The following is a 20,777-nucleotide window of genomic DNA, read 5'->3' as shown; positions in this document are numbered from 1 at the left end:
CCGCCATCTGTATATTAGATTTTATTTAAACTTCAATCTCACCACTAAAGACCCTCACCGCCGGGCCTTCCAAAAAGATATTTGTAAACTGAGCGCCATCATAGTCAAAGCGAATATTCAGGTTACCACCTAACACTTTGATAGGGGTGCTTACCGTACCTGTTTGATTGTTGGCTTGCGCCATAGCCAGGGCCACCGCAGTAACACCGGTGCCGCAGGCATAAGTTTCATCCTCCACGCCGCGCTCATACGTGCGCACAAAATAGCCCTTGTCCATAGGCTCTACAAAGTTTACATTGATGCCCTGGGCAGCATAGGTGGTATTATTGCGGATGCTGTGCCCTTCGGTGTATACGTCTTTATCAGCCAAACCGGTAGTAAGCTGTACATAATGCGGCGAGCCAGTATTTAACACATAAGCATCCTCATCGCGGCTAACGGCATCAACGTCAATCATTTGCAGACTTACCCAATCGCCCGAGTCAGAAATTTTGGCATAATGCGGACCATCAACTGCCAAAAAGTTAGCTTCGCTGCCAATCACATTTAAAAATTTTGCAAAGGCTACAATGCAGCGGCCACCATTACCGCACATGCTGCTGGGCTGACCATCGGAGTTATAATACACCATTTCAAAATCATAACCCTCGCGGTTTTGCAGCAGCATCAACCCGTCGCCGCCAATACCAAAACGCCTGTCGCACAATCTGCTGATTAACTGTGGGTTATGGTGGTCTATATTAGCAGTACGATTGTCTAACAAAATAAAATCGTTACCGGCACCCTGGTATTTATAAAATTGGAGCTTCATTTGTCGTTTACATTACAGCACCGCAACACTACGTAACAATAGGAATTAAGCAGTTACCGGGCTTTTAACATTTTTTAACAAAAATGCTGATAACTTCTTATTGTTCATATAGTCTATATGGTATTAAATTTGAAAGTAATAAGTAACCAAGTAAAAAGAAGATAAATAAACATATGAAGAAAGTTGGTTTAACATTGTTAACAGCCTTTGTGGGCGGCGCAATGGCACTGGGCACCTACAAGGTGTTTGAAAAAGACCCGCTTGAGGGCCTGTCTTTCGAAGACCGCCAGAAAGTGTACTTTGCCAGCAACCGCAGCAATACAGGCAATATTGTATCATCAGCAGGCGATGTTGATTTTACCCAGGCAGCAGCAGCAGTAACGCCGGCAGTGGTATATATACGTACTACTTATGCAGCCTCATCTAACCAAGGCGGCAGCCGCGATCCGTTTCAGGACATGTTCGGTGAAATGTTCGGTCAGCGTGTGCGCCCGCAGCAACGCACACCTCAACGAGCATCAGGTTCGGGTGTAATTATCTCAACCGATGGTTATATCGTAACCAACAACCACGTAGTAGCCAATGCCAGCAAAGTGGAAGTTACCACAAACGATCACCGCGTATTGCAGGCTAAAGTAATTGGTACCGACCCAAGCACCGACCTGGCGCTGATTAAAGTAACTGCCACCAACCTGCCTATTGTAAAATTAGGTAACTCAGACGATGTACGGGTGGGCGAATGGGTACTGGCAGTAGGTAACCCTTTTAACCTGAACTCAACCGTTACAGCCGGTATTGTGAGCGCTAAAGGCCGTAATATTGGTATCATCGGCAGCGAAGATAACGATGAGGACAGCAACCCATTTGGTCGCAGCAGCTATCAGCAGCAACAGCCACGTTTAAATAAGGCTATTGAGTCGTTCATTCAAACTGATGCGGCTATTAACCCTGGTAACAGTGGTGGTGCGCTGGTGAACACCAAAGGCGAGCTGATTGGTATCAACTCAGCTATTGCATCACACACCGGTTCATACGAAGGTTATGGCTTTGCTGTACCGGTTAACCTGGCTAAAAAAGTATTGAACGATTTGGAAAAATACGGTTCGGTAAAACGCGGTTACATCGGTGTAAACTTTGTAGAATTGAACCCTGATAACGCTACCGAATTAAAAGCAAGCCGCAGCACCGGTTTATATGTAAACGACCTGGTACAAGGTGGCGGCGCTGCTGCAGCCGGCTTACAAAAAGGCGACATTATTACCAAAGTTGAAGGCAACCCGGTTTATGAATCATCAGACCTGCAAGAGCGCGTAGGCCGTTTGCACCCTGGCGATAAAATTAACCTGACTGTGTTACGCAACGGTAGCGAAAAGAACTTTACCGTAACCCTGAAAGGTGATGTGCCGGCTAGTAACCGCACAGCAGCAGTTTCAAAATCGGCCGAAGAGCTGTACAACAAACTGGGTGCAAGCTTCCAGCCATTGAGCCCTGCACAAAAAAGCAAGTTCCACATCCCATCAGGCGTAGTGGTAACCCAGGTTCGCGGCGGTGGTTTCTTTGAAAGCTATGAAATTCCGGTAGGTTCTATCATTACCAGCATCAACAAACAGCCTATCAACGGCGTTGGTGATATTGATAAAGCCATCACTAACCTGAAACGTGGTCAGATGATCATTGAGGGTTATTATCCGGATGGATCTAAATTCAGCAACTCATTCATCGTAGCAGAGTAATTAAGCTTTGCACGAGGCATAAAAAAGCCCGGCACTGGACACAGGCCGGGCTTTTTTTTATATTATGTAATCCTGTTCGGCAGGCGAGGCAATGGCCTTTTCATCTTTCATTATGGCCAGGGTAAAAAATATCACCACAAAGGCCAGCAGGGAGTGGATCAGTTCAGTGGCAGCATACACAAATACGCTCACACTCCATCCCACCAAACATACAACAGCAAGTACGTAAAATAGCTTTCTCATAGCACACGTTTCTTTCTTATTTAGAATTTTACGTGTTTACGCACTATGGTTGCAATAAGTTATATTTTCAAATCAAGCTCACGATTCAGCAACGTGGTTGCGCTCCAGAACAAACTCCATTAAATCTTCGATAGGGTGCCGGATAATTTTGCCAACAGCTATATTATGCTCGGCGCAAAGCGCTTTCAACTCTGTGCTAAAGAAGTAGGCAATGGAGCCTACAAAATGGCAAACATGGTCCTGATACTGCGGGTATGATTTGATATCCGTTTCAATAAATTCCAGTAATCCGGTACCAATGAGGTTCTTTCCGTATGCAGTATCTTTGATAGAACTCAAAAACTCAGCAAATGAGGCCAGGTAAGAGTTGGCGCCCGCTTTCATGTATACTCTTTGAATTACCTGCTCCTTACTCAGGGGGTGCGCCTTGCGGAATGCGGCGTGCACATCGGCTGGCATGTTACCGTACAGGTAATCAGCAATCAGGGCTTTGCCAAACCACGTGCCCGAGCCTTCGTCGCCCAGCACATAGCCCAAGCCATGCTTACCATCAATTACATCTTCGCCATCAAAAAACGAGATGTTGGAGCCGGTACCCAACACGCAGCACAAACCTTTGTTGTGCCCGCAGGTGGCATAAGCCGATCCTAACAAATCGCTATCCACGCTAATAAAAGCTTTAGGGAATAGCTGGCTCAGCGCATTAGATACCATCTCGCGCCTGTCAGGACTAGAGCATCCTGCTCCGAAAAAATAAATTTCCTGTATTTGGGCTGCCCGGCTGGTTAGCTCGGGGGCCTGTTCGTGTATTACTCTGGCTATTTCCTTCTCACTCAAAAAATAAGGATTCAGACCGCTGGTACTTAATTTAAGGTGCGGCTGTCCCGGAAATGCCAGCAGCCAGTCTGTCTTTGACGATCCGCTGTCGGCAACTAATATCATGCGTTCAAGTCTTCCAGTACTTTTTGGGTTAGCGGTTTATGAATAAACTGCGTAATGTATTTGTTTTGGTTTGATCTTTTAACATCGATGGGGTCAAGCGATGAGGAGAGCATAAATATCTTGGCAGCGCTCTTTTGTTCGGTTTTTAACTTATCGTATTCCTGTAAAAATTCGAAGCCATCCATCAGGGGCATTCTCAAATCCAGAAATATCACATCGGGCTTCAACTCCCCTTCTCTTATGGCCTGTATAGCATCCGTTGCCGATTGCTGCACCACCACTTTCTCTGCAAAATTACTTCCCTCCAATATGCGGCGTGTGACAAAATTATCTATGTAATTGTCATCAATCAGCAAACAAACTTTATAGCCCATGTACATTAAACTCAAAATTAGGCTTTTACCTTAAAATAAGACACTATATTACAAAAATATTTTTTATTGCAGGCTAATGTTGCCAATAATTTGTTTTAACGTAGTTTCGGCTACTTTTGATTGATATTGTGCTGCAAAGAATACTGATTGCGCATTCAGGTAGTTACGTTGCGCTTCCCTGATCTCAAGCGGAGTGATGGTACCCAGGCGATATTTTTCGAGCGAGATACTGAGCGTACGGCTTGCCAAATCAACGTTGGCCTGCCCCAGCTTGATCAGCTGTAAGCCCGAGGTATAGCTGTTATACAAATCGGTAATCTGCGACTCGATCTGCAAGCGTACCTGGCTCAGGTTAAAGCCTGCGTTCTCAATCTGCAGCTTTGCATTACGCTCGCGCCGCCACTGGTTAAAACCATCAAATATATTAATGGTAGCTGCCAATCCGTAGTTCAGCCCGTTCGATCGCTGCACACGGGCAAACCCGGCAGGGTTGGTACTGTTGCTAAAGTTATAACCCGTATTTACCGAAACCTGCGGATAACGCGTTGCCTTGATCGACCTCAGGTTCAATTCAGATATTCGCTGATTAATAGACGCCGACAGGATAGCCGGATTTTGCGTTTGCGCCTGGTTGATGATGTTGGCTAATACCAGCCTGTCATCCACTACAATTGTATCAGCTATAGCAAACTCCGTTTGGGGGTTACGGGCCATCAGGCGGTTTAGCTCAATTTTACTGGTTTTGTATTGTTGCAGCTGGCTCAGTAAGGTTGCGGTATCGGTATTCAAAGCAACCTGCGCATTGTATACATCCAAACGGGCTACACGACCCACTTTAAAACGCTCATTGGCATAACGGAATTGCGTACGCGATATAGCAATCACACCTTGCAGCGCTTGTATCTGCTTATTCTGATTTACCAGGTCATAATAAGCATTAATTACATTCGCTACGGTACGTTGTACTGTATCGCGCAGCTGCACCTCGCTCAATTCACGTCGTTGCTTTAGGGTGCTATAGGTGGCAAACATGCTGAAGCCGTCAAAAACAGTCCAATTTAAACTTACGCCATAAGTACTACCGGTATTGTTGGCACGGGTAATACGGTTTACGGTACTGTCTGACCGGGTTTGGGTAGTGCTTTGTATACTGTTGCTTACCGTGTAGTTGCCGGTTACGGTAGGCAGCATACGCGCGTTGCCCGGTGTTACGTTGTTATTGGCAATAGCTACCGTATTTCTGGACAGTTTAATATCATAGTTATTCTTTAATGCTATCTCAATAGCATCTTTCAGGGTCAGCAACGTTGCAGTATCGGCCTGCGCCGTGTTTTGGGCTTTTACATAGCCTGTAACAGCAACGCAGCAAAAAATAAGACAAATAAGATGTTTGATGCTCATATTGCTTTTACAGGTTTTCAATCAACAGGGGTTTCTTCTCTTCTTCAACCGGCTCCTCGTCAGGGTTGCGGCGCACTCTTGATGCTAGCAGCAGGTACATAACCGGTATTACATACAGGGTAAGCACCAGCGCAAACATTTGCCCGCCCATAATCACAATACCTAACGACACGCGGCTTTTGGCACCCGCACCCAAAGCAAACGCAATAGGCACAGCGCCTAACACTACGGCTAAACTGGTCATCAAAATAGGGCGCAAACGTGCGGCGGCGGCTTCCACCACGGCTTCGTATTTGGGAATGCCGTGCTCCATCCGCTGGTTGGCAAACTCCACAATCAAAATACCGTTTTTGGTTACCAAACCTACCAGTGTAATCATACCAATCTCACTAAAGATATTCAGCGTTTGATCGAACAGCCATAACGATATAAACGCACCGGCGATAGCCAGCGGTACGGTAAGCATTACAATTACCGGATCCATAAAGCTTTCAAACTGGGCTGCCAGCACCAGGTAAATGAGTAACAATGCAAAGCCGAAGGCAAAAAGAATATTGGATGAACTTTCGGCATAATCGCGCGAGGGGCCTGTAAGCGCGGTACTGAACGAGGAATCGAGCATGCTATCGGCAATACGCTGCATTTCTTTAATACCATCGCCCACCGTATATCCCGGTGCTAAACCGGCTTGCACGGTAGCCGATTTATAACGGTTAAAGTGATAAATAGCCGGCGGCGCAGCACTTTCTTCTACCTTCACTACGTTATCCAGTTGCACCAGCGTGCCTTTATTGCTACGCACGTAAACCGATTTCAGGTCTATAGGCGCATCGCGGTTGGAACGATCAACCTGGGCTACTACTTGGTACTGCTTGCCGCTCATCAAAAAATAATCTAAACGGCCCGCACTGTAATACAGCTGCAGCGTTTGGGCAATATCCTGAACCGATACGCCTAAATCGCGCGCGCGGTCACGGTCGGTCGTAACGCGCAGTTCGGGCTTGGTAAATTTCAGGTTCACGTCGGAAGTTGAAAACACCGGGCTTTTGCTTACTTCGGTAAAAAAGTTGGGCAATACTTTACGTATCTTTTCAAAATCCTGATTTTCGATTACATACTGTACCGGCAGCGAGGTGCGCGCACCGCTACCACCGCCCGAAATGGTTTGCTCCTGGATAACCAGTGCACGGGCATCGGGGAAACGCTTCAGCTTACCGTTCATCCAGTCGGCAATTTCCTGCTGGGTACGGTGCCGCTCATCAGGCGGTACCAAACCAATACGGCCAAAGCCCGAGTTGGCTGCACCGCCACCGCCACCACCACCCGGCGATACGATCTCGATGTTTACTTTAGCTTCCGGAACCGAATCGGCAATGAGCTGGGCTACCCTGTCCATATACTTGGTCATAAACTCGTAGGTAGCACCTTCCGATCCGGTAACAGAATAACGCAATTGGCTGCGGTCGTCAAGCGGGGCAAGCTCAGATGGAATAGCTTTAGCTAAAACACCAATCAATACAACCGATACCACCAGGATGACCACCGATACCCATTTAGCTTTCATAAAGTTAAGCAGCGTTTCGGTATAAGCGTTGTTCATGCGCTCAAAGAACGGTTCGGTTTTTTCGTAGAACTTTGATTTCCGGTGATTTTTACGAACCAGCTTTACGTTCAACATGGGGGTTAAAGACAGGGACACAAATGCCGATATCAATACCGAACCGGCCACCACCACCGCAAACTCCCTGAACAAACGACCGGTAAAGCCCTGTAAAAACATAATAGGCAAAAACACCGCCGCCAATGTTACCGAGGTAGAAATTACAGCGAAGAAAATCTCGGCCGACCCCTCGAACGCCGCTTTTCGCACGGGCATGCCGTCTTCTATCTTTTTATAAATGTTTTCGGTTACCACAATGCCATCATCCACCACCAAACCTGTTGCCAGTACAATACCCAACAAGGTAAGGATGTTGATAGAGAAATCGCACACATACATGATAAAGAAAGCACCGATAAGCGATACCGGAATATCAATAAGCGGACGGAAAGCAATGAGCCAGTCGCGGAAAAACAAGTAAATGATAATCACCACCAGCACAAAAGAAACGATCAATGTTTCTTCCACCTCTTCAATAGACTGGTTAATGAAACGGGTATTATCCAGCGCCACCTCCAGCTTAATATCGGGCGGTAAATCTTTCTTGATCTGGTCTAACCGCTTGTAAAAATCTTTGGCAATTTGTACGTAGTTGGCACCAGGTTGCGGCACAACAGCCAAACCCACCTGCGGTACACCCGATTCTTTAAAGGCCGTTTCTTCATTAGCCGAACCCAGCACGGCATACCCTATATCACTCAGGCGGATAACCCGGTTGCTGTCCGAACGGATAATCAGGTTATTGAAATCCTGCTCGGTTACCAGCTTACCCAACGCACGCACAGTCATCTCGGTATTAAAACCCGCTATTTTACCGGCGGGCAGCTCCACGTTCTCTTGTGCCAGGGCTGCGCTGATGTCGGTTGCGGTAAGTTTCAGGGCCGATAACTTGTTGGGATCAATCCACAAACGCATGGCGTACTGGCGCTGCCCCTGTATGTTGATAGCGCTTACACCGGGAATGGTTTGTAAACCTTCCTGCAATACGTTTTCGGCGTAATCATTGATTTGGGTAATGTTACGGGTGTTACTGCTTACCGTCAGGGTGATGATGTTATCCGCATTGGCATCCGCTTTGGTTACTACCGGCGGTGCATTGATATCCTGCGGCAACTGGCGCTGCGCCTGCGATACCTTGTCGCGCACGTCGTTAGCGGCGGTTTCCAGATCGGCATCCAGGTTAAACTCTACCGTAATATTGCTGGAACCAACCGAACTGGTTGACGAGATATTACGGATGCCCTGCACCCCGTTAATCGCTTTTTCGAGCGGCTCTGTTATCTGCGATTCGATTACATCGGCGTTGGCACCCGAATAACTGGTGGTAACGCTGATGATGGGCGGATCGACCGAAGGGAAATCGCGTACACCCAAAAAGTTATAGCCGATGACACCAAAAACTACAATAATGACTGACATTACCGTAGCCAGCACCGGCCGCTTTATACTGACTGAGGATAAACTCATGTATTTATTAATGTAATACTTTGATAATTTTTAAAGGCACTTTAGGGCGCATCTGTATAATACCCGATACCACTACACTATCACCGGGCTTAAGGCCTTCTGTAATTTCAATTTGTGTTTCGGTACGCAGATCGGTTTTTACTGGCACAGCCACGGCAGTATCATTGCGCGCAATAAACACCTTACTCGATTTCAAATCGGGCACCACGGCCTGAGTAGGCACCATAATGGTTCGTGGCGACTGCTCCAGCACGATGTTGATTTTGGCAAAGCCACCGGCACTGATCTCATTATTTGCATTGGCTGCACGTGCACGTACTGTTACGGTACGCGAAGTAGCATCAATAGCCGGATCAATAGCGTACACGGTAGCGGTAAAGTTTTTACGCGAACTGGCGATGTTGAACGTAACCTTCGTTCCGGGCTTGATAAGCGGCCGGTAACGTTCCGCTACCGAAAATGTAACCTTCATGGGGTCGGTACTTACCAATGTAGCAATAGATGTAGTGGGCGATAAGTAACCACCGGGGCTCACATTACGCAAACCAATAACGCCACTGAAAGGCGCTCTGACTACGGTACGTGCAATTTGCGCTTTAATTACTTCGCTTTGTGCCTGCGAAGTATTGAGTGAGGACAGCGAAGTATCATACTCCTGCTGGCTTACAGCCTCTTTTTGCAACAGGATACGGTTACGGTACTCGTTCTCTTTAGCCAGCGCTACCTGAAACTGGTTTTGCTTTAACGAAGCAACCAGATCCTGATCGTATACCTTTACCAGCACCTGTCCTTTTTTCACGTAGCTGCCTTCGGTAAAAAATATCCCGGTAATGTTACCGGCAGTTTGGCTGGTAATGCTTACACGCTCGTTAGGGTCAACAGTACCGGTTACGTTGATGGTGTTATTCACCACAGTATCTTTAACAATCTGGATATTTACGGGCACCGGGCCATTTTTACGCCCACCGGGGCCGCCCTTGCCGCCTCCGGCAGCGCCGCCACCTTGTGCCTGCCCTTCCTTACCTTTACCGCCACTTAATTTGTGATATACCAGGTAACCAATAAGCAAGGCTATAACTATATAAATAATGTATCGTATTCTCATTGCCTTATTGTTTACCCCGTATTGTGTTGAATTGAAGTGTTATATATTGTTGTATGTTCATGTTATTAATTGACCATTCGTAGCCTGCGCCGTGCCTGTCAGTTATTAATCAAAAGCGTATTATTTGGTTTTATAATTAGCTGTAAATATAATATTGCAAATCATAGGTTTTATAACGATGCTCCGGCTTAAACGAACGGTAAAATTACGGCCTGGGTATGCATCAATACTGTATGTATCAACCATTTTACAACAAAGCAGGATAAAATTGTGCTTAACCATCGGGGTAAAATTTTATATCTTGCCAGCATGAAAAAACGGCACTTAATTTTTTGTATTCTTATTAATTTAATAACTATGAGTTATACCAGCATGGCAGCCGGCCCATTGCAAATCTCTTATACGGTATCATTTCCTGAAGCGCAGGCGCATTATGCTGATATCGAAATGGATATCAAAGGTCTGGCGCAAAACAAACTGGACCTGAAAATGCCGGTATGGACCCCCGGATCCTACCTGGTGCGCGAATTTGCCAAAAACGTAGAATCTTTCACGGCCGAAAGCAACGGCAAGGCTGTGAATGTACAGAAAACACGCAAAAACACCTGGCAACTGAGCACACAGGGCTTATCGGCAGTAAAAGTAAGATACCGGGTTTACGCTAATGAAATTTCGGTACGTACCAGCTTTATTGATGCATCGCACGGTTTTATATCGCCGGCAGGCACTTTTATTTATCCTGATGGTATGCTGAATAATCCTTCAACCGTTCACATTAAGCCTTACAAAGGCTGGGATAAAATATCGACCAGTTTGGCACCTGTAGGTAAAGATGAGTTTACTGTTACGGCTCCTAACTATGACATCCTGTTTGATTCGCCTATTGAAGTGGGCAATCAGGAAATATTTGGCTTTAAGGTTGGGAATACCCAATACGAGGTAGCTATGTACGGCAAAGGCAATTACGACAAGGATCGCCTGAAAAAAGACATGGCTAAAATTATTGAGGAAGAAGCTGCCATTTTTGGTGAAAACCCGAATAAACGCTATGTATTTATTGTACACAACTACCTGCGCGGCGGTGGTGGTTTAGAACACCTGAGCTCGACCGTATTAGGCGCATCGCGCGATGCGTACACCAGCGAAAGTGGCTACACCGGCTTTTTGAGCCTGGTAGCGCATGAGCATTTTCACCTGTGGAATGTTAAACGCCTGCGCCCTGTAGCCTTAGGTCCGTTTGATTATGATAACGAAAACTACACTACCAACCTTTGGATAGCCGAGGGCTTTACTGCCTACTATGATAACCTGATTGTTAGACGCTCACAACTGGTATCGGCTGATGATTATTTGAAAATGCTGAATGCCGATTTCAGTACGATTGATAATACGCCGGGTACCAAATACCAGCCGCTGTCACAATCCAGCTTTGATGCCTGGATTAAAGGCTACCGCCCCGACGAAAATTCCATCAACACCAGCATTTCTTATTATACCAAAGGATCGGCCATTGGCGCCATGCTTGACCTGGAGATTATCAACGACAGCAAAGGCGCCCGCTCGCTCGACGATGCCATGCGTTACATGTACCAGGAGTATTACAAAAACAAAGGCCGCGGCTATACCGATGCCGAGTTTAAACAGGCTTTTGAGAAATTTGCCGGTAAAAACCTGGACGATTTCTATAAAAAGTACATCAACGGTGTTGACCCGATTAATTACAACCAATACTTAGGCTATGCCGGTTACCAGATTGTAAACGAACTGGCCGACAGCAATGTGCCAACCTTGGGTGTAGCCCTTTCAAACGCAGGCGGCCGCATAAGGGTTACCAGCGTACTGCGCGACGGCTCTGCATGGGTTGACGGCATTAACGTTTATGATGAAATCACCGCTATTGATGGCAACCAGATTACCGATGCAGCAAGCTTACTGGCCGGCAAACAGGTTGGCGACAAAATCAATGTGAGCATCATTCGCGATGGTTTGCCGATGACCATTCCGGTTACTTTAAAAAGAAACAACCAGGTAAGGTACCACATTGAAAGTCTGCCCAACCCTACTGCAGAGCAATTAGCTGTTCGCAAAAAATGGTTGAAACTGTAGGTTTATGAACTATTTAAATTGTGATGGCAGCGGTAGTGTAGCCATCACATCGCAAGTATAAATCAGGCGACAAGATTGCCAAGTCGTTAGCACTACTTGCAATGACAAAATTTTTGAATAATAAAAGAAAAGCGCCTTGCTGTAACCAGCAAGGCGCTTTTCTTTTATCCATACATCTTTTAAGGCTTAAAGAACTTCACCGTCACCCACAACAAACCCAGCACAGCCAGCAGGCTACCTAGCTTAGGCAAATAATCGCCGTGGCGGGTATAGAAGGTCAGGTCGGAGTTGAGGTTGATGTCTTGCTTGATAGCGGTACGAACCCACCAGGGGGTTTGTTTAACCACATCGCCGCGCTGGTTGATGAAAGCCGAAATACCGGTATTGGCCGATCGGCATACCCAGCGGCGGTTTTCGATGGCGCGCAGCTTGGCGTAGTCCAGGTGTTGGTCTTTACCGGCGGTATTTTCCCACCAGCCATCGTTGGTAATAATGGCAATAAACTGTGCCCCCTTACGTACCGATTGCGCCACATACTCGCCCCATATCGATTCATAGCAAATTACCGGATCGGCACCAATACCGCTTTGGGAGTAAAACACGCCGGCTTCATCCTGCTTGCCATAGTTGCCCGCTGCACCACCTAAGTGCTCAAAGGCCGGTTTCAGAAATGATAAACCGCTGAATGGTATCATCTCGGCCCCCGGTACCAGTTTGGATTTGTGATAAACCTGTACCTCGCCCGAATTTTCGATCTGTACCGCGGTATTAAAGCTGTCATAAAACTGGCCGCCATCAGGTGACTGACTTGCGGTAGGCGTTTGTTGTTTATCGTATAATTTGTAAGTAGCCATCCCGGTAATGAGGTTACCGTTTTTGTACTTATCTAAAAACTTCTTTAGCTGCTGGTAATCATTATTGGAACGGATATGATCTTCATTCACATTCTCGGCAATGGCTGTTTCCGGCCAGATAAAGTATTCGGTATTGGGCTGCGCCAGCGAGTCGGACAAGTGCGTAAGCGTATCAATCTCCAATCGTGCCGGGATGTCAAATTTAGTATAAGGGTCAACATTCGGCTGCACCACCACTACGTTCGAGGGGTTCTCGGGCTCCTCATACGTATGATACTGATAAAGTGAAATTACCAATGGCAACAGCAAGGCCGCTACGGATGATGAAATGAGCTTTAGCTTATAGGCCTTGGTTTGCGCCTCGCGCAAGCTTACATAAATCAGAAACACCAGGATGTTAACCAGCCATATCCACAACGTGCCACCATAAACGCCGGTATACTGGTACCACTGCACCCACTGGTGCGCCACCGCAAAGCCGTTACCCAGCGTCATCCACGGAAAGTTCAGATCCCAGGTTTGGTGCAGGTACTCGTACCCTATCCAAAAACAAACCAGCCCTGCAAGGCTTAACCACCTTGAGGTACTTACCCGCATACGGTAATACAGCCAAAAAGCCGTGGCCATTAGCAACGGCCCTAACGAGTATGGAATAAGTGTGATAGTCACGGCAATTACCGGCCCAATAGTTTTTAGCGAGTTATATACCCAGTAAATAGAAAAGCTGTTCCAGATAAAAAAGCCTATAAAGGTGGTAGCAAAAACCAGCCTGCCTTTTTTGCGTACCGCTGATTGCTGGATAATATTTTCGACAGCCATCAGCATAGGCACCAAACCTACAAACAACAAAAAGGTGGTATAGTGCGTAGGCGGCCAGGCTATCCAAAGCAGCAGCCCCGAAAATATGGCAAGTAGTAAATTTTTTTTCATTGCGATACAAAGAAACGAGGAATGTGTATAAAATTATAAACTGACCTGTTATTGCGAGGAGGAACAACGAAGCGATCCTGGCCTCCCGGTTACGCAAGCGATAAGATGGCCACGCTATCGCTCGCAATGAAAGGAACTCTGTATTAAAGTCCTGGTTCCTGGTTCTTGGCCTTGGCTTCTGTTCCCTTCCCTGCCACGCAAATTACAAACTCGCCTTTTACCGGGTGCGTTTCAAAATGTGTTTTCACTTCGGCTACGGTACCGCGCACGGTTTCCTCATACATTTTGGTCAGCTCGCGCGATACGGATATCAGGCGTTCTTCACCAAAATACGTGGCCATCTCATCCAGCGTTTTTAGTAGCCGGTGTGGTGATTCGTATAGGATGATGGTGCGCTCCTCTTCCGCTAAAAATTTGTAGCGGGTTTGGCGGCCTTTTTTGAGAGGCAAAAACCCTTCAAAACAAAACCGGTCGGTTGGGAAACCGGAGTTAACCAGCGCCGGCACAAAGGCGGTAGCACCCGGCAGGCACTCTATCGGCAAATCGTGCTTTAAAGCCTCACGCACCAGGTAAAAACCCGGATCGGATATGGCCGGCGTACCGGCATCTGATATCAAGGCAATCACCTTACCCTCTTTCAAAAAGCGAATAATCTCATTACTGGCCTGATGCTCATTGTGCTGATGGTGCGCAAACACCCGCTTTTCGATACCGAAATGCTTGAGCATGGGCGCCGAAGTGCGGGTATCTTCGGCCAGTATCAGGTCGGCCTCTTTCAGCACGCGGATGGCCCGGTAGGTCATGTCCTCCAAGTTGCCAATGGGCGTGGGTACTAAGTATAATTTACCGGTCATGGTGTTTTTGAGTTGTGGGTTGTCTGTTATAGGTTGTGTGTTTGGGGTTGTGAGGGATGAAAAATAGCTGGCTATAAAAATTCTCACAACACACAACCTACAACCGACAACTCATCCTATCTTTGCGAAAATTTAAAATAATGCTGCAAGTTAGTTATATCCGCGATAACAGGGAACAGGTTTTAGAAAGGCTGGCTGTAAAAAATTTTAAACAGCCCGAATTGATTGACGAAATCATAAAGCTGGATGAGCAACGCCGCCAGACACAAAACCGCCTGGATGGCACATCGGCCGAGGCCAATGCAGCCGCCAAACGTATTGGCGAACTGATGCGTACCGGCCAGAAAGAAGAAGCCGAGCAAATCAAAGCCCAAACCGGCGCCTGGAAAGAAGAGATTAAACAACTCAGCGAGCAGCTTTCATCTTTTGAGCAGGATTTACAGCAAAAGATTGTATTGCTGCCCAACCTGCCCCACAGCAGCGTACCTAAAGGCTCAACGCCCGAAGAAAACGAAGTAGTACTGGAAAACGGCGAAAAGCCTACCTTGCCTACCGGTGCTTTACCACACTGGGAACTGGCCGCTAAATATAATCTGATTGATTTTGAATTAGGTGTTAAAATTACCGGAGCCGGTTTCCCGGTATATAAGGGCAAAGGGGCCAAGCTACAGCGTGCACTGATCAGCTTCTTTTTAGATGAGGCCGAAAAAGCCGGCTACAGCGAAGTGATGCTGCCGCTGCTGGTAAACGAAGCCTCTGGCTTTGGTACCGGTCAGTTACCTGATAAAGAAGGACAGATGTATTTTGTAGGTCAGGATAACCTTTACCTCATACCTACTGCCGAGGTGCCTGTTACCAACCTGTACCGTGATGTAATTTTGAAAGGCGAAGAGCTGCCGGTTAAAAACTGCGGCTATACACCATGTTTCCGCCGCGAGGCCGGTTCCTATGGCGCGCACGTGCGTGGCCTAAACCGCCTGCACCAGTTTGATAAGGTAGAGATTGTACAGGTTGTACACCCCGATCATTCTTATGAAACCATTGAGCAAATGAGTGCCCATGTACAAGGCCTGCTGCAAAAATTAGGCTTGCCTTACCGCGTACTGCGTTTATGCGGTGGCGATATGAGCTTTACAGCTGCTTTAACTTATGATATGGAAACCTGGAGCGCGGCACAACAACGCTGGCTGGAGGTATCATCCGTATCTAACTTTGAAACTTTTCAGAGCAACCGCCTGAAACTGCGTTTCCGCAATGCCGAAGGTAAAACCCAGCTGGCCCACACCTTAAACGGTAGTGCCCTGGCCCTGCCTCGTATTGTGGCTACTTTGCTGGAAAACAACCAGACAGAGAACGGTATCAAAATACCCGAAGTGCTGGTGCCCTACACCCGCTTTGAGTGGATAGATTAAGCAATTTGGCAAAGCATCAAAAAAGCCATTACACTCATTCAGTGTAATGGCTTTTTTGATTTAACAGGTTATTGATGCGATGCCCTGCTGTTACGGTTGCTGTTTATAGAATCCTTACCTACATGGCCGGATGGGTCTACATTGCCGTTGTCGCTTGTGCTATCGCCCCGCATATGACTGCCGTTTTGCGCAGTATCAGGCGTCATGGATGATGAACCGGCTGCGTTAGTTCCATCCTGTACATTACTGGTATCGGAAGTGCCGCCCAGTGTGGCCGAATCACGGCTGTTGTTGGTACAGGCAGTTAATGATGCGCTTAATAATGCGATGGCTGCTATATATTTAATGCTTTTCATGGGTTTTAATTTTTGGTTACATTTATTTCAACACCTTACACAAACCGAATGTTTTGCCGATTTATGATTAAGCCGTTAAGCCTTATTTGAAAATGAGTATTTTTGCCCAATTAAGGATGAGCGGTTTACGCCTTTATCCCGAACTGTAAAAGTATTTTCATGACGCAAAATCCTATCAATACCCAAACCTGGTTCTGGCTGTTTTTTTCGTTACTGGTGGCTTACGTATTTGGCCTCTTCGTACCGCTCATGAACGAGGATGCTTCGCACCATGCCAACCTGGCCCTGCACATGGTACAAAACCACGATTATGTGAGCCTGGTTGATGATCGCGGCAAGAACTACCTGGATAAACCGCATTTGCATTTCTGGCTTTCGGCGCTATCATTCAATATTTTTGGTATCAATACCATCGCTTATAAAATCCCTTCGTTTTTGCTAACCATACTGGGTCTATTTTCCACTTACCGTTTAGCCAAACTGCTGTACAACCACAACGCCGGTTTGCTGGCAGCGTTAATGTATGCTTGTGCACAGGCTCAGTTTCTGGCCAACAATGATGTACGTATGGATGCCATCTTAACAGCCAGCATCGTTTTTGCCACCTGGCAACTGGTAGAGGCTGCTACTTGTTCGCGCTGGTATAATTATGTACTGGCAGCATTGGGTTTGGCTATGGCTTTTACCACCAAGGGCATGATTGGCTTTGTAATGCCTTGTGTGGCCCTGTTCTTTTTGCTGCTGTACCAGCGCAACTGGAAAACCATGTTCAATTGGCGCTGGATACTGGTGGTGTTGATGTGGGCTGTATTTATTAGCCCCTGCGTATACGCTTATTACCTGCAATATGACCTGCACCCCGAAATTGAAGTGCGGGGTATGCGCAATATATCAGGCGTAAAATTCATTTTATGGTCGCAAAACTTTGAGCGGTTGGATGGCTCCAAGTGGGGCAAAGGGCATAAAGATATTTTCTTCTTTTTTCATACCCTGCTGTGGGCGTTTTTACCCTTCTGCCTGCTTACCTACATTGCTTTTTTTGACCGCATGACGTTTTTTATCAAGAACCGTTTTCAGTATTTTAAAAAAGCAGAGTTTTTAACCACCGGTACCATCATTATCATATTTGCCATCATTTCATCATCGGGCTACCAGTTACCGCATTACCTTAATATCCTGTTTCCGTTCTTTGCTATTATTACAGCCGGGCAGGTAATGCTGAAGGTGGAAACCAACCGGCAGAAAACGCTTAACCAGTACCTATGGGTGCAGTATTTTGTAATAGCCGTTGTTGTGTTTCTGCTGATTCTGCTTAATTTCTGGTGTTTCCCGGTTGAATACTGGGCGGCCGGAGCGGTAGCTGTAGTGATGACAGCCGCACTGGCATATGTGTTAATTGCAGAGAAAAATACGCTTACCAAATTAGTTGCGGCATCGGCCTTAACGGCTGCATTAACCAACGTTTTGCTTAATGGCAACGTTTATCAGCAACTGCTCAACAAATACCAGGCAGGAATTGGTTTAGCGCGGGTGGTGAACCAAGAGCACATCCCGGCGCAAAGCATTTTTAAATATCAACATCACAGTTCGGGTTTCGATTTTTATGCGCAACGGCTGGCACCGGATATCAGCGTGGAAGAGATTAAGGCGCGCCGGGCCAAAGGCGAACCTGTTTGGATCTATGCCTCCACCGAATCAAAACAAAGCCTGGCCCAATCAGGATTTCAGTTCGGCACGGTGTATCAGCATACCGATTACGGCATTACCCGGTTAACCAAAGATTTTTTGAACCCGAACACTCGGCCGCAAAAGCTCACGACCGATTACCTGATTCAAATCAAATAGTAACTACGGTATAACTAAAAAGGCCGGTACCTTGCAAGGTACCGGCCTTTTTAGTTGATCTGATATGAAGTTCTTACAAAATTTTAAAGCCAACGCTTAATGCCCATAAGTTGGCGCGCTGCCCGTAACGCTCGTTAATTTTGGTCAGGCCGCCCTCGTAGCGTAAATCGGCCGTTAGGTTACCGATATCAATGCCACCACCTGCCTGGAAGCCCAGCGTGCTGTTTTTGTAACTCCCAAAATCCTGAACGGCACCCTTAAAGTCGATATCCTTACTCAGGTTATAGCTGTAAATAGGGCCGGCCATAGCACGTATGTTAAAGGAGCCTATGCTTACCAGTTTACGGCCCACCAATAATGGTACATTTAAGGTGGTAAAGGTTACTTTAGCATCGGTGGTATTGTTGCTGGTTTCAAATTTACCGCCGCGGCTACCCAGGTACAACTCAGGTTGCAGGTACCAGCTGTTACCTATCCGTCCGTACAAACCAACCTGATAGCCGGTTACGTTCGATTCTTTCAGGTTATCGGTATTGATTTTCGAAAAATTGACACCGCCTTTAATGCCTAACATAGCCTGCGCCCTGGCGCTTACAACACCCGTTATTAATAGGGCTAAGATTAATAATTGCTTTTTCATATGATTTAGTTTGTGTGTAAAATGTATTTTGGAGTAACGATTATCGGTAAAAGTTTAATGATTGCCAATATTTATCTTTCGCCTGCTGTTCCCGTTGCCTGAATGATAACGAAAAAATGAAACTTTTATCATTAGCTATAGCTCATAAAAGATATCGGAGCCCCCCTTGATTTGAAAATAAAACCGGCTCTTTCACTGCAAATAACAATCGCTTGTAAAAAAACGTATACAGCATAGCAAAGCGCAAAGCTTTTTGTACCTTTAATTTACAGCATATACATACTTACATCGGCTATGGCATTCCCCACATTTTACCGTAAAGCAGGCCTGGCAGCGGGCGCCTTATTACTGGCCACTTCAATCTGGAGCTTCAAAGATGATCTATTCCAGATATCTAAGAACCTGGATGTTTTTGCATCCGTTTATAAAGAAGTGAACCTGAATTATGTGGATGATATCAACTCGGCCAAAATGGTTAAAACAGGTGTTGATGCCATGCTGAATGGGTTGGATCCCTATACGGAATTTGTTCCGGAATCGGAGATTGAGGATTACAAGCTGCATTATGTAAGTACCCAATATGGCGGTATTGGTGCCGGCATATTTTCGCGCGATGGCAAGGTATTCGTATCCGATGTATTTGAAGGGTTCCCGGCGCAAAAGGCAGACATTCGTCCCGGCGACCAGCTCCTTAAAATCAATGATATTGAACTTACCAGCCGCAACAGCGACCAGGTAAGCCAGTTGCTGAAAGGTAGCAAAGGCGCAGGTATTAAAATACTGGTTAAACGCGGTGATGCCCCCGCTGTAGAAAAAAGCCTGTTGCGCGACGAGATCAAACAACCCAACGTATCTTACTTTGGTATGGTAGAGGGCAACCTCGGGTACATTAAACTTGATAAGTTTCTGGAAAACTCGGCTGACGAAGTAACAACTGCCTTAACCAGCCTGAAAAAGAATAACCCCAGCGGCCTGATACTCGACCTGCGCTCAAACGGGGGCGGCATTTTGCAGGAAGCTGTGAAGATAGTGAACCTGTTTGTAGCCCGGGATGTGGAAGTGGTATCGCAAAAAGGCAAGATTAAGGAAAAAAACTACGTTTACCGCACTGTAAATACGCCGCTTGAGCCAAACCTGCCCTTAGTAGTATTAGTTAACGGTCGCTCGGCATCTGCCTCCGAAATTTTAGCTGGAGCCTTGCAAGATCTGGACAGGGCCGTAATTATTGGTCAGCGTAGCTATGGCAAGGGCTTGGTGCAGCAAACTTTTAGCTTGCCTTATAACAGTTTGGTTAAAATCACCATTGCCAAATATTTTATACCATCGGGCCGATGCGTACAGGCGCTTGATTACGCCCACCGCAAGGATGATGGCAGCGTGGTAAAAATGGCCGACTCATCGTTACACGAGTTTAAAACCAAGGCTGGCCGGTCTGTTTACGATGGCAGCGGCGTTTACCCGGACTTGATGGTGAAGCAGGAGCGCTTTGCCGACATTACTCAAACGCTGGTTAGCAAACTGCTGATGTTTGATTATGCCAACCAGTACCGTAATACGCACCCTAAAATTGCGGCAGCCAAAGGCTTTACCCTTACCGATGCCGAGTATGACGATTTTGTGAAATACCTCGCAGGCAAAAACTATTCGTACAGTACAGCATCCGAAAAAATACTTACAGCGCTTAGAACCGAAGCCGCTAAAGACAAGCAGTACCCCGAGCTGCAACCTGAACTGGAGGCCCTGAAAAACAAGCTGGCCAGCACCAAGAAAAACGACTTGCAGGTACATAAAGCCGAGATAAAACAGATATTGGAAAACGAAATTGCAGCACGCTATTATTACGAAAAAGGCCGTTACGAGGCTAACTTTAAGTATGATAAGGATATGGCCCAAGCAGTAAAGGTTTTACAGGATAAAACCCAGTTAGCTGCCATTTTGAAGGGCGAAGGCAGCTACAAAGTAATTGGCAAACCACAGGTTACTCTGGCTGCTGCCAAAACCGATACAGTTAAGTAAGCCGACTCAGACTGTAATTAAAGAGATA

At 46.5% G+C, this 20,777-nt stretch carries 17 protein-coding genes; 5 read left to right on the top strand and 12 right to left on the bottom strand.

Annotation, left to right across the window (positions count from 1 at the left end):
• Nucleotides 1-25: 25 nt before the first annotated feature.
• Nucleotides 26-811, bottom strand: coding sequence for a diaminopimelate epimerase (gene dapF / locus KHS38_RS15620; protein WP_213489478.1), 786 nt, complete (start codon nucleotides 809-811; stop codon nucleotides 26-28).
• 173 nt (nucleotides 812-984) lie between these two features.
• Here dapF and KHS38_RS15615 point away from each other — a divergent pair, with 173 nt between their 5' ends.
• A complete protein-coding gene (locus KHS38_RS15615) occupies nucleotides 985-2,544 on the top strand; it encodes a Do family serine endopeptidase (protein WP_213489477.1) in 1,560 nt (519 codons plus the stop codon).
• Nucleotides 2,545-2,601: 57 nt separating this feature from the next.
• Here the strand turns inward: KHS38_RS15615 and KHS38_RS15610 are convergent, their stop codons facing one another.
• The 6 genes from KHS38_RS15610 to KHS38_RS15585 all read right to left on the bottom strand — a co-directional run bounded on the left by KHS38_RS15610 (nucleotide 2,602) and on the right by KHS38_RS15585 (nucleotide 9,736).
• Nucleotides 2,602-2,787, bottom strand: coding sequence for a lmo0937 family membrane protein (locus KHS38_RS15610; protein WP_213489476.1), 186 nt, complete (start codon nucleotides 2,785-2,787; stop codon nucleotides 2,602-2,604).
• Between the two features lie 78 nt (nucleotides 2,788-2,865).
• Nucleotides 2,866-3,729 carry an N-acetylglucosamine kinase gene (locus KHS38_RS15605; RefSeq protein ID WP_213489475.1) on the bottom strand — a complete coding sequence of 288 codons (864 nt, stop codon included), beginning with the start codon at nucleotides 3,727-3,729 and terminating at the stop codon, nucleotides 2,866-2,868.
• Nucleotides 3,726-4,103 (bottom strand): response regulator, encoded by a 378-nt coding sequence (locus KHS38_RS15600; protein ID WP_213489474.1) that lies wholly within the window; start codon nucleotides 4,101-4,103, stop codon nucleotides 3,726-3,728. The genes KHS38_RS15605 and KHS38_RS15600 overlap by 4 nt, the downstream gene beginning before the upstream one ends.
• Nucleotides 4,104-4,166: 63 nt before the next feature.
• Nucleotides 4,167-5,504 carry a TolC family protein gene (locus KHS38_RS15595; RefSeq protein WP_213489473.1) on the bottom strand — a complete coding sequence of 446 codons (1,338 nt, stop codon included), beginning with the start codon at nucleotides 5,502-5,504 and terminating at the stop codon, nucleotides 4,167-4,169.
• A gap of 7 nt (nucleotides 5,505-5,511) precedes the next feature.
• The gene (locus KHS38_RS15590) at nucleotides 5,512-8,631 is read right to left on the bottom strand and encodes an efflux RND transporter permease subunit (RefSeq protein WP_213489472.1); all 3,120 of its coding nucleotides are present in this window, start codon (nucleotides 8,629-8,631) and stop codon (nucleotides 5,512-5,514) included.
• Nucleotides 8,632-8,638: 7 nt separating this feature from the next.
• Nucleotides 8,639-9,736 carry an efflux RND transporter periplasmic adaptor subunit gene (locus tag KHS38_RS15585; RefSeq protein ID WP_213489471.1) on the bottom strand — a complete coding sequence of 366 codons (1,098 nt, stop codon included), beginning with the start codon at nucleotides 9,734-9,736 and terminating at the stop codon, nucleotides 8,639-8,641.
• A 357-nt stretch (nucleotides 9,737-10,093) separates the two neighbouring features.
• On the opposite strand from KHS38_RS15585, the gene KHS38_RS15580 reads away from it, so the two are divergent.
• Entirely contained in the window at nucleotides 10,094-11,842 is a 1,749-nt protein-coding gene (locus KHS38_RS15580; protein WP_249665424.1) for a M61 family metallopeptidase, read from the top strand.
• Nucleotides 11,843-11,855: 13 nt separating this feature from the next.
• On the opposite strand, the gene KHS38_RS15575 is transcribed toward KHS38_RS15580, so the two are convergent.
• The 3 genes from KHS38_RS15575 to rsmI all read right to left on the bottom strand — a co-directional run bounded on the left by KHS38_RS15575 (nucleotide 11,856) and on the right by rsmI (nucleotide 14,480).
• Nucleotides 11,856-12,014 (bottom strand): hypothetical protein, encoded by a 159-nt coding sequence (locus KHS38_RS15575; protein WP_213489469.1) that lies wholly within the window; start codon nucleotides 12,012-12,014, stop codon nucleotides 11,856-11,858.
• Between the two features lie 7 nt (nucleotides 12,015-12,021).
• Complete coding sequence (gene lnt, locus KHS38_RS15570) at nucleotides 12,022-13,626, bottom strand: apolipoprotein N-acyltransferase (protein WP_213489468.1); 1,605 nt, start codon at nucleotides 13,624-13,626, stop codon at nucleotides 12,022-12,024.
• Nucleotides 13,627-13,769: 143 nt separating this feature from the next.
• The gene (rsmI, locus tag KHS38_RS15565; protein ID WP_213489467.1) at nucleotides 13,770-14,480 is read right to left on the bottom strand and encodes a 16S rRNA (cytidine(1402)-2'-O)-methyltransferase; all 711 of its coding nucleotides are present in this window, start codon (nucleotides 14,478-14,480) and stop codon (nucleotides 13,770-13,772) included.
• A 140-nt stretch (nucleotides 14,481-14,620) separates the two neighbouring features.
• Here rsmI and serS point away from each other — a divergent pair, with 140 nt between their 5' ends.
• Nucleotides 14,621-15,892, top strand: a complete 1,272-nt coding sequence (serS, locus tag KHS38_RS15560) for a serine--tRNA ligase (RefSeq protein ID WP_213489466.1) — start codon at nucleotides 14,621-14,623, stop codon at nucleotides 15,890-15,892.
• Nucleotides 15,893-15,960: 68 nt separating this feature from the next.
• Here the strand turns inward: serS and KHS38_RS15555 are convergent, their stop codons facing one another.
• Complete coding sequence (locus KHS38_RS15555) at nucleotides 15,961-16,248, bottom strand: hypothetical protein (RefSeq protein WP_213489465.1); 288 nt, start codon at nucleotides 16,246-16,248, stop codon at nucleotides 15,961-15,963.
• Nucleotides 16,249-16,407: 159 nt separating this feature from the next.
• Between KHS38_RS15555 and KHS38_RS15550 the strand changes: the two genes are divergently transcribed.
• On the top strand, nucleotides 16,408-18,093 hold the full coding sequence (locus KHS38_RS15550; protein ID WP_213489464.1) for an ArnT family glycosyltransferase: 1,686 nt from the start codon (nucleotides 16,408-16,410) through the stop codon (nucleotides 18,091-18,093).
• Nucleotides 18,094-18,166: 73 nt separating this feature from the next.
• Here the strand turns inward: KHS38_RS15550 and KHS38_RS15545 are convergent, their stop codons facing one another.
• The gene (locus KHS38_RS15545; RefSeq protein ID WP_213489463.1) at nucleotides 18,167-18,733 is read right to left on the bottom strand and encodes a porin family protein; all 567 of its coding nucleotides are present in this window, start codon (nucleotides 18,731-18,733) and stop codon (nucleotides 18,167-18,169) included.
• A gap of 294 nt (nucleotides 18,734-19,027) precedes the next feature.
• Between KHS38_RS15545 and KHS38_RS15540 the strand changes: the two genes are divergently transcribed.
• A complete protein-coding gene (locus KHS38_RS15540) occupies nucleotides 19,028-20,749 on the top strand; it encodes a S41 family peptidase (protein WP_213489462.1) in 1,722 nt (573 codons plus the stop codon).
• Nucleotides 20,750-20,777: the final 28 nt, after the last annotated feature.

This window comes from Mucilaginibacter sp. Bleaf8 (genome assembly GCF_018390515.1).
Taxonomy (GTDB): domain Bacteria; phylum Bacteroidota; class Bacteroidia; order Sphingobacteriales; family Sphingobacteriaceae; genus Mucilaginibacter.
The sequence above is the reverse complement of the archived record's forward strand: the minus strand, read 5'-3'. Positions and strand labels throughout refer to the sequence as shown.

Excerpts from the sequence above, each read along its gene's own strand:
- dapF (WP_213489478.1), bottom strand. The coding sequence starts at position 811 with ATGAAGCTCCAATTTTATAAATACCAGGGTGCCGGTAACGATTTTATT.
- KHS38_RS15615 (WP_213489477.1), top strand. The coding sequence starts at position 985 with ATGAAGAAAGTTGGTTTAACATTGTTAACAGCCTTTGTGGGCGGCGCA.
- KHS38_RS15610 (WP_213489476.1), bottom strand. The coding sequence starts at position 2,787 with ATGAGAAAGCTATTTTACGTACTTGCTGTTGTATGTTTGGTGGGATGG.
- KHS38_RS15605 (WP_213489475.1), bottom strand. The coding sequence starts at position 3,729 with ATGATATTAGTTGCCGACAGCGGATCGTCAAAGACAGACTGGCTGCTG.
- KHS38_RS15600 (WP_213489474.1), bottom strand. The coding sequence starts at position 4,103 with ATGGGCTATAAAGTTTGTTTGCTGATTGATGACAATTACATAGATAAT.
- KHS38_RS15595 (WP_213489473.1), bottom strand. The coding sequence starts at position 5,504 with ATGAGCATCAAACATCTTATTTGTCTTATTTTTTGCTGCGTTGCTGTT.
- KHS38_RS15590 (WP_213489472.1), bottom strand. The coding sequence starts at position 8,631 with ATGAGTTTATCCTCAGTCAGTATAAAGCGGCCGGTGCTGGCTACGGTA.
- KHS38_RS15585 (WP_213489471.1), bottom strand. The coding sequence starts at position 9,736 with ATGAGAATACGATACATTATTTATATAGTTATAGCCTTGCTTATTGGT.
- KHS38_RS15580 (WP_249665424.1), top strand. The coding sequence starts at position 10,094 with ATGAGTTATACCAGCATGGCAGCCGGCCCATTGCAAATCTCTTATACG.
- KHS38_RS15575 (WP_213489469.1), bottom strand. The coding sequence starts at position 12,014 with ATGGATAAAAGAAAAGCGCCTTGCTGGTTACAGCAAGGCGCTTTTCTT.
- lnt (WP_213489468.1), bottom strand. The coding sequence starts at position 13,626 with ATGAAAAAAAATTTACTACTTGCCATATTTTCGGGGCTGCTGCTTTGG.
- rsmI (WP_213489467.1), bottom strand. The coding sequence starts at position 14,480 with ATGACCGGTAAATTATACTTAGTACCCACGCCCATTGGCAACTTGGAG.
- serS (WP_213489466.1), top strand. The coding sequence starts at position 14,621 with ATGCTGCAAGTTAGTTATATCCGCGATAACAGGGAACAGGTTTTAGAA.
- KHS38_RS15555 (WP_213489465.1), bottom strand. The coding sequence starts at position 16,248 with ATGAAAAGCATTAAATATATAGCAGCCATCGCATTATTAAGCGCATCA.
- KHS38_RS15550 (WP_213489464.1), top strand. The coding sequence starts at position 16,408 with ATGACGCAAAATCCTATCAATACCCAAACCTGGTTCTGGCTGTTTTTT.
- KHS38_RS15545 (WP_213489463.1), bottom strand. The coding sequence starts at position 18,733 with ATGAAAAAGCAATTATTAATCTTAGCCCTATTAATAACGGGTGTTGTA.
- KHS38_RS15540 (WP_213489462.1), top strand. The coding sequence starts at position 19,028 with ATGGCATTCCCCACATTTTACCGTAAAGCAGGCCTGGCAGCGGGCGCC.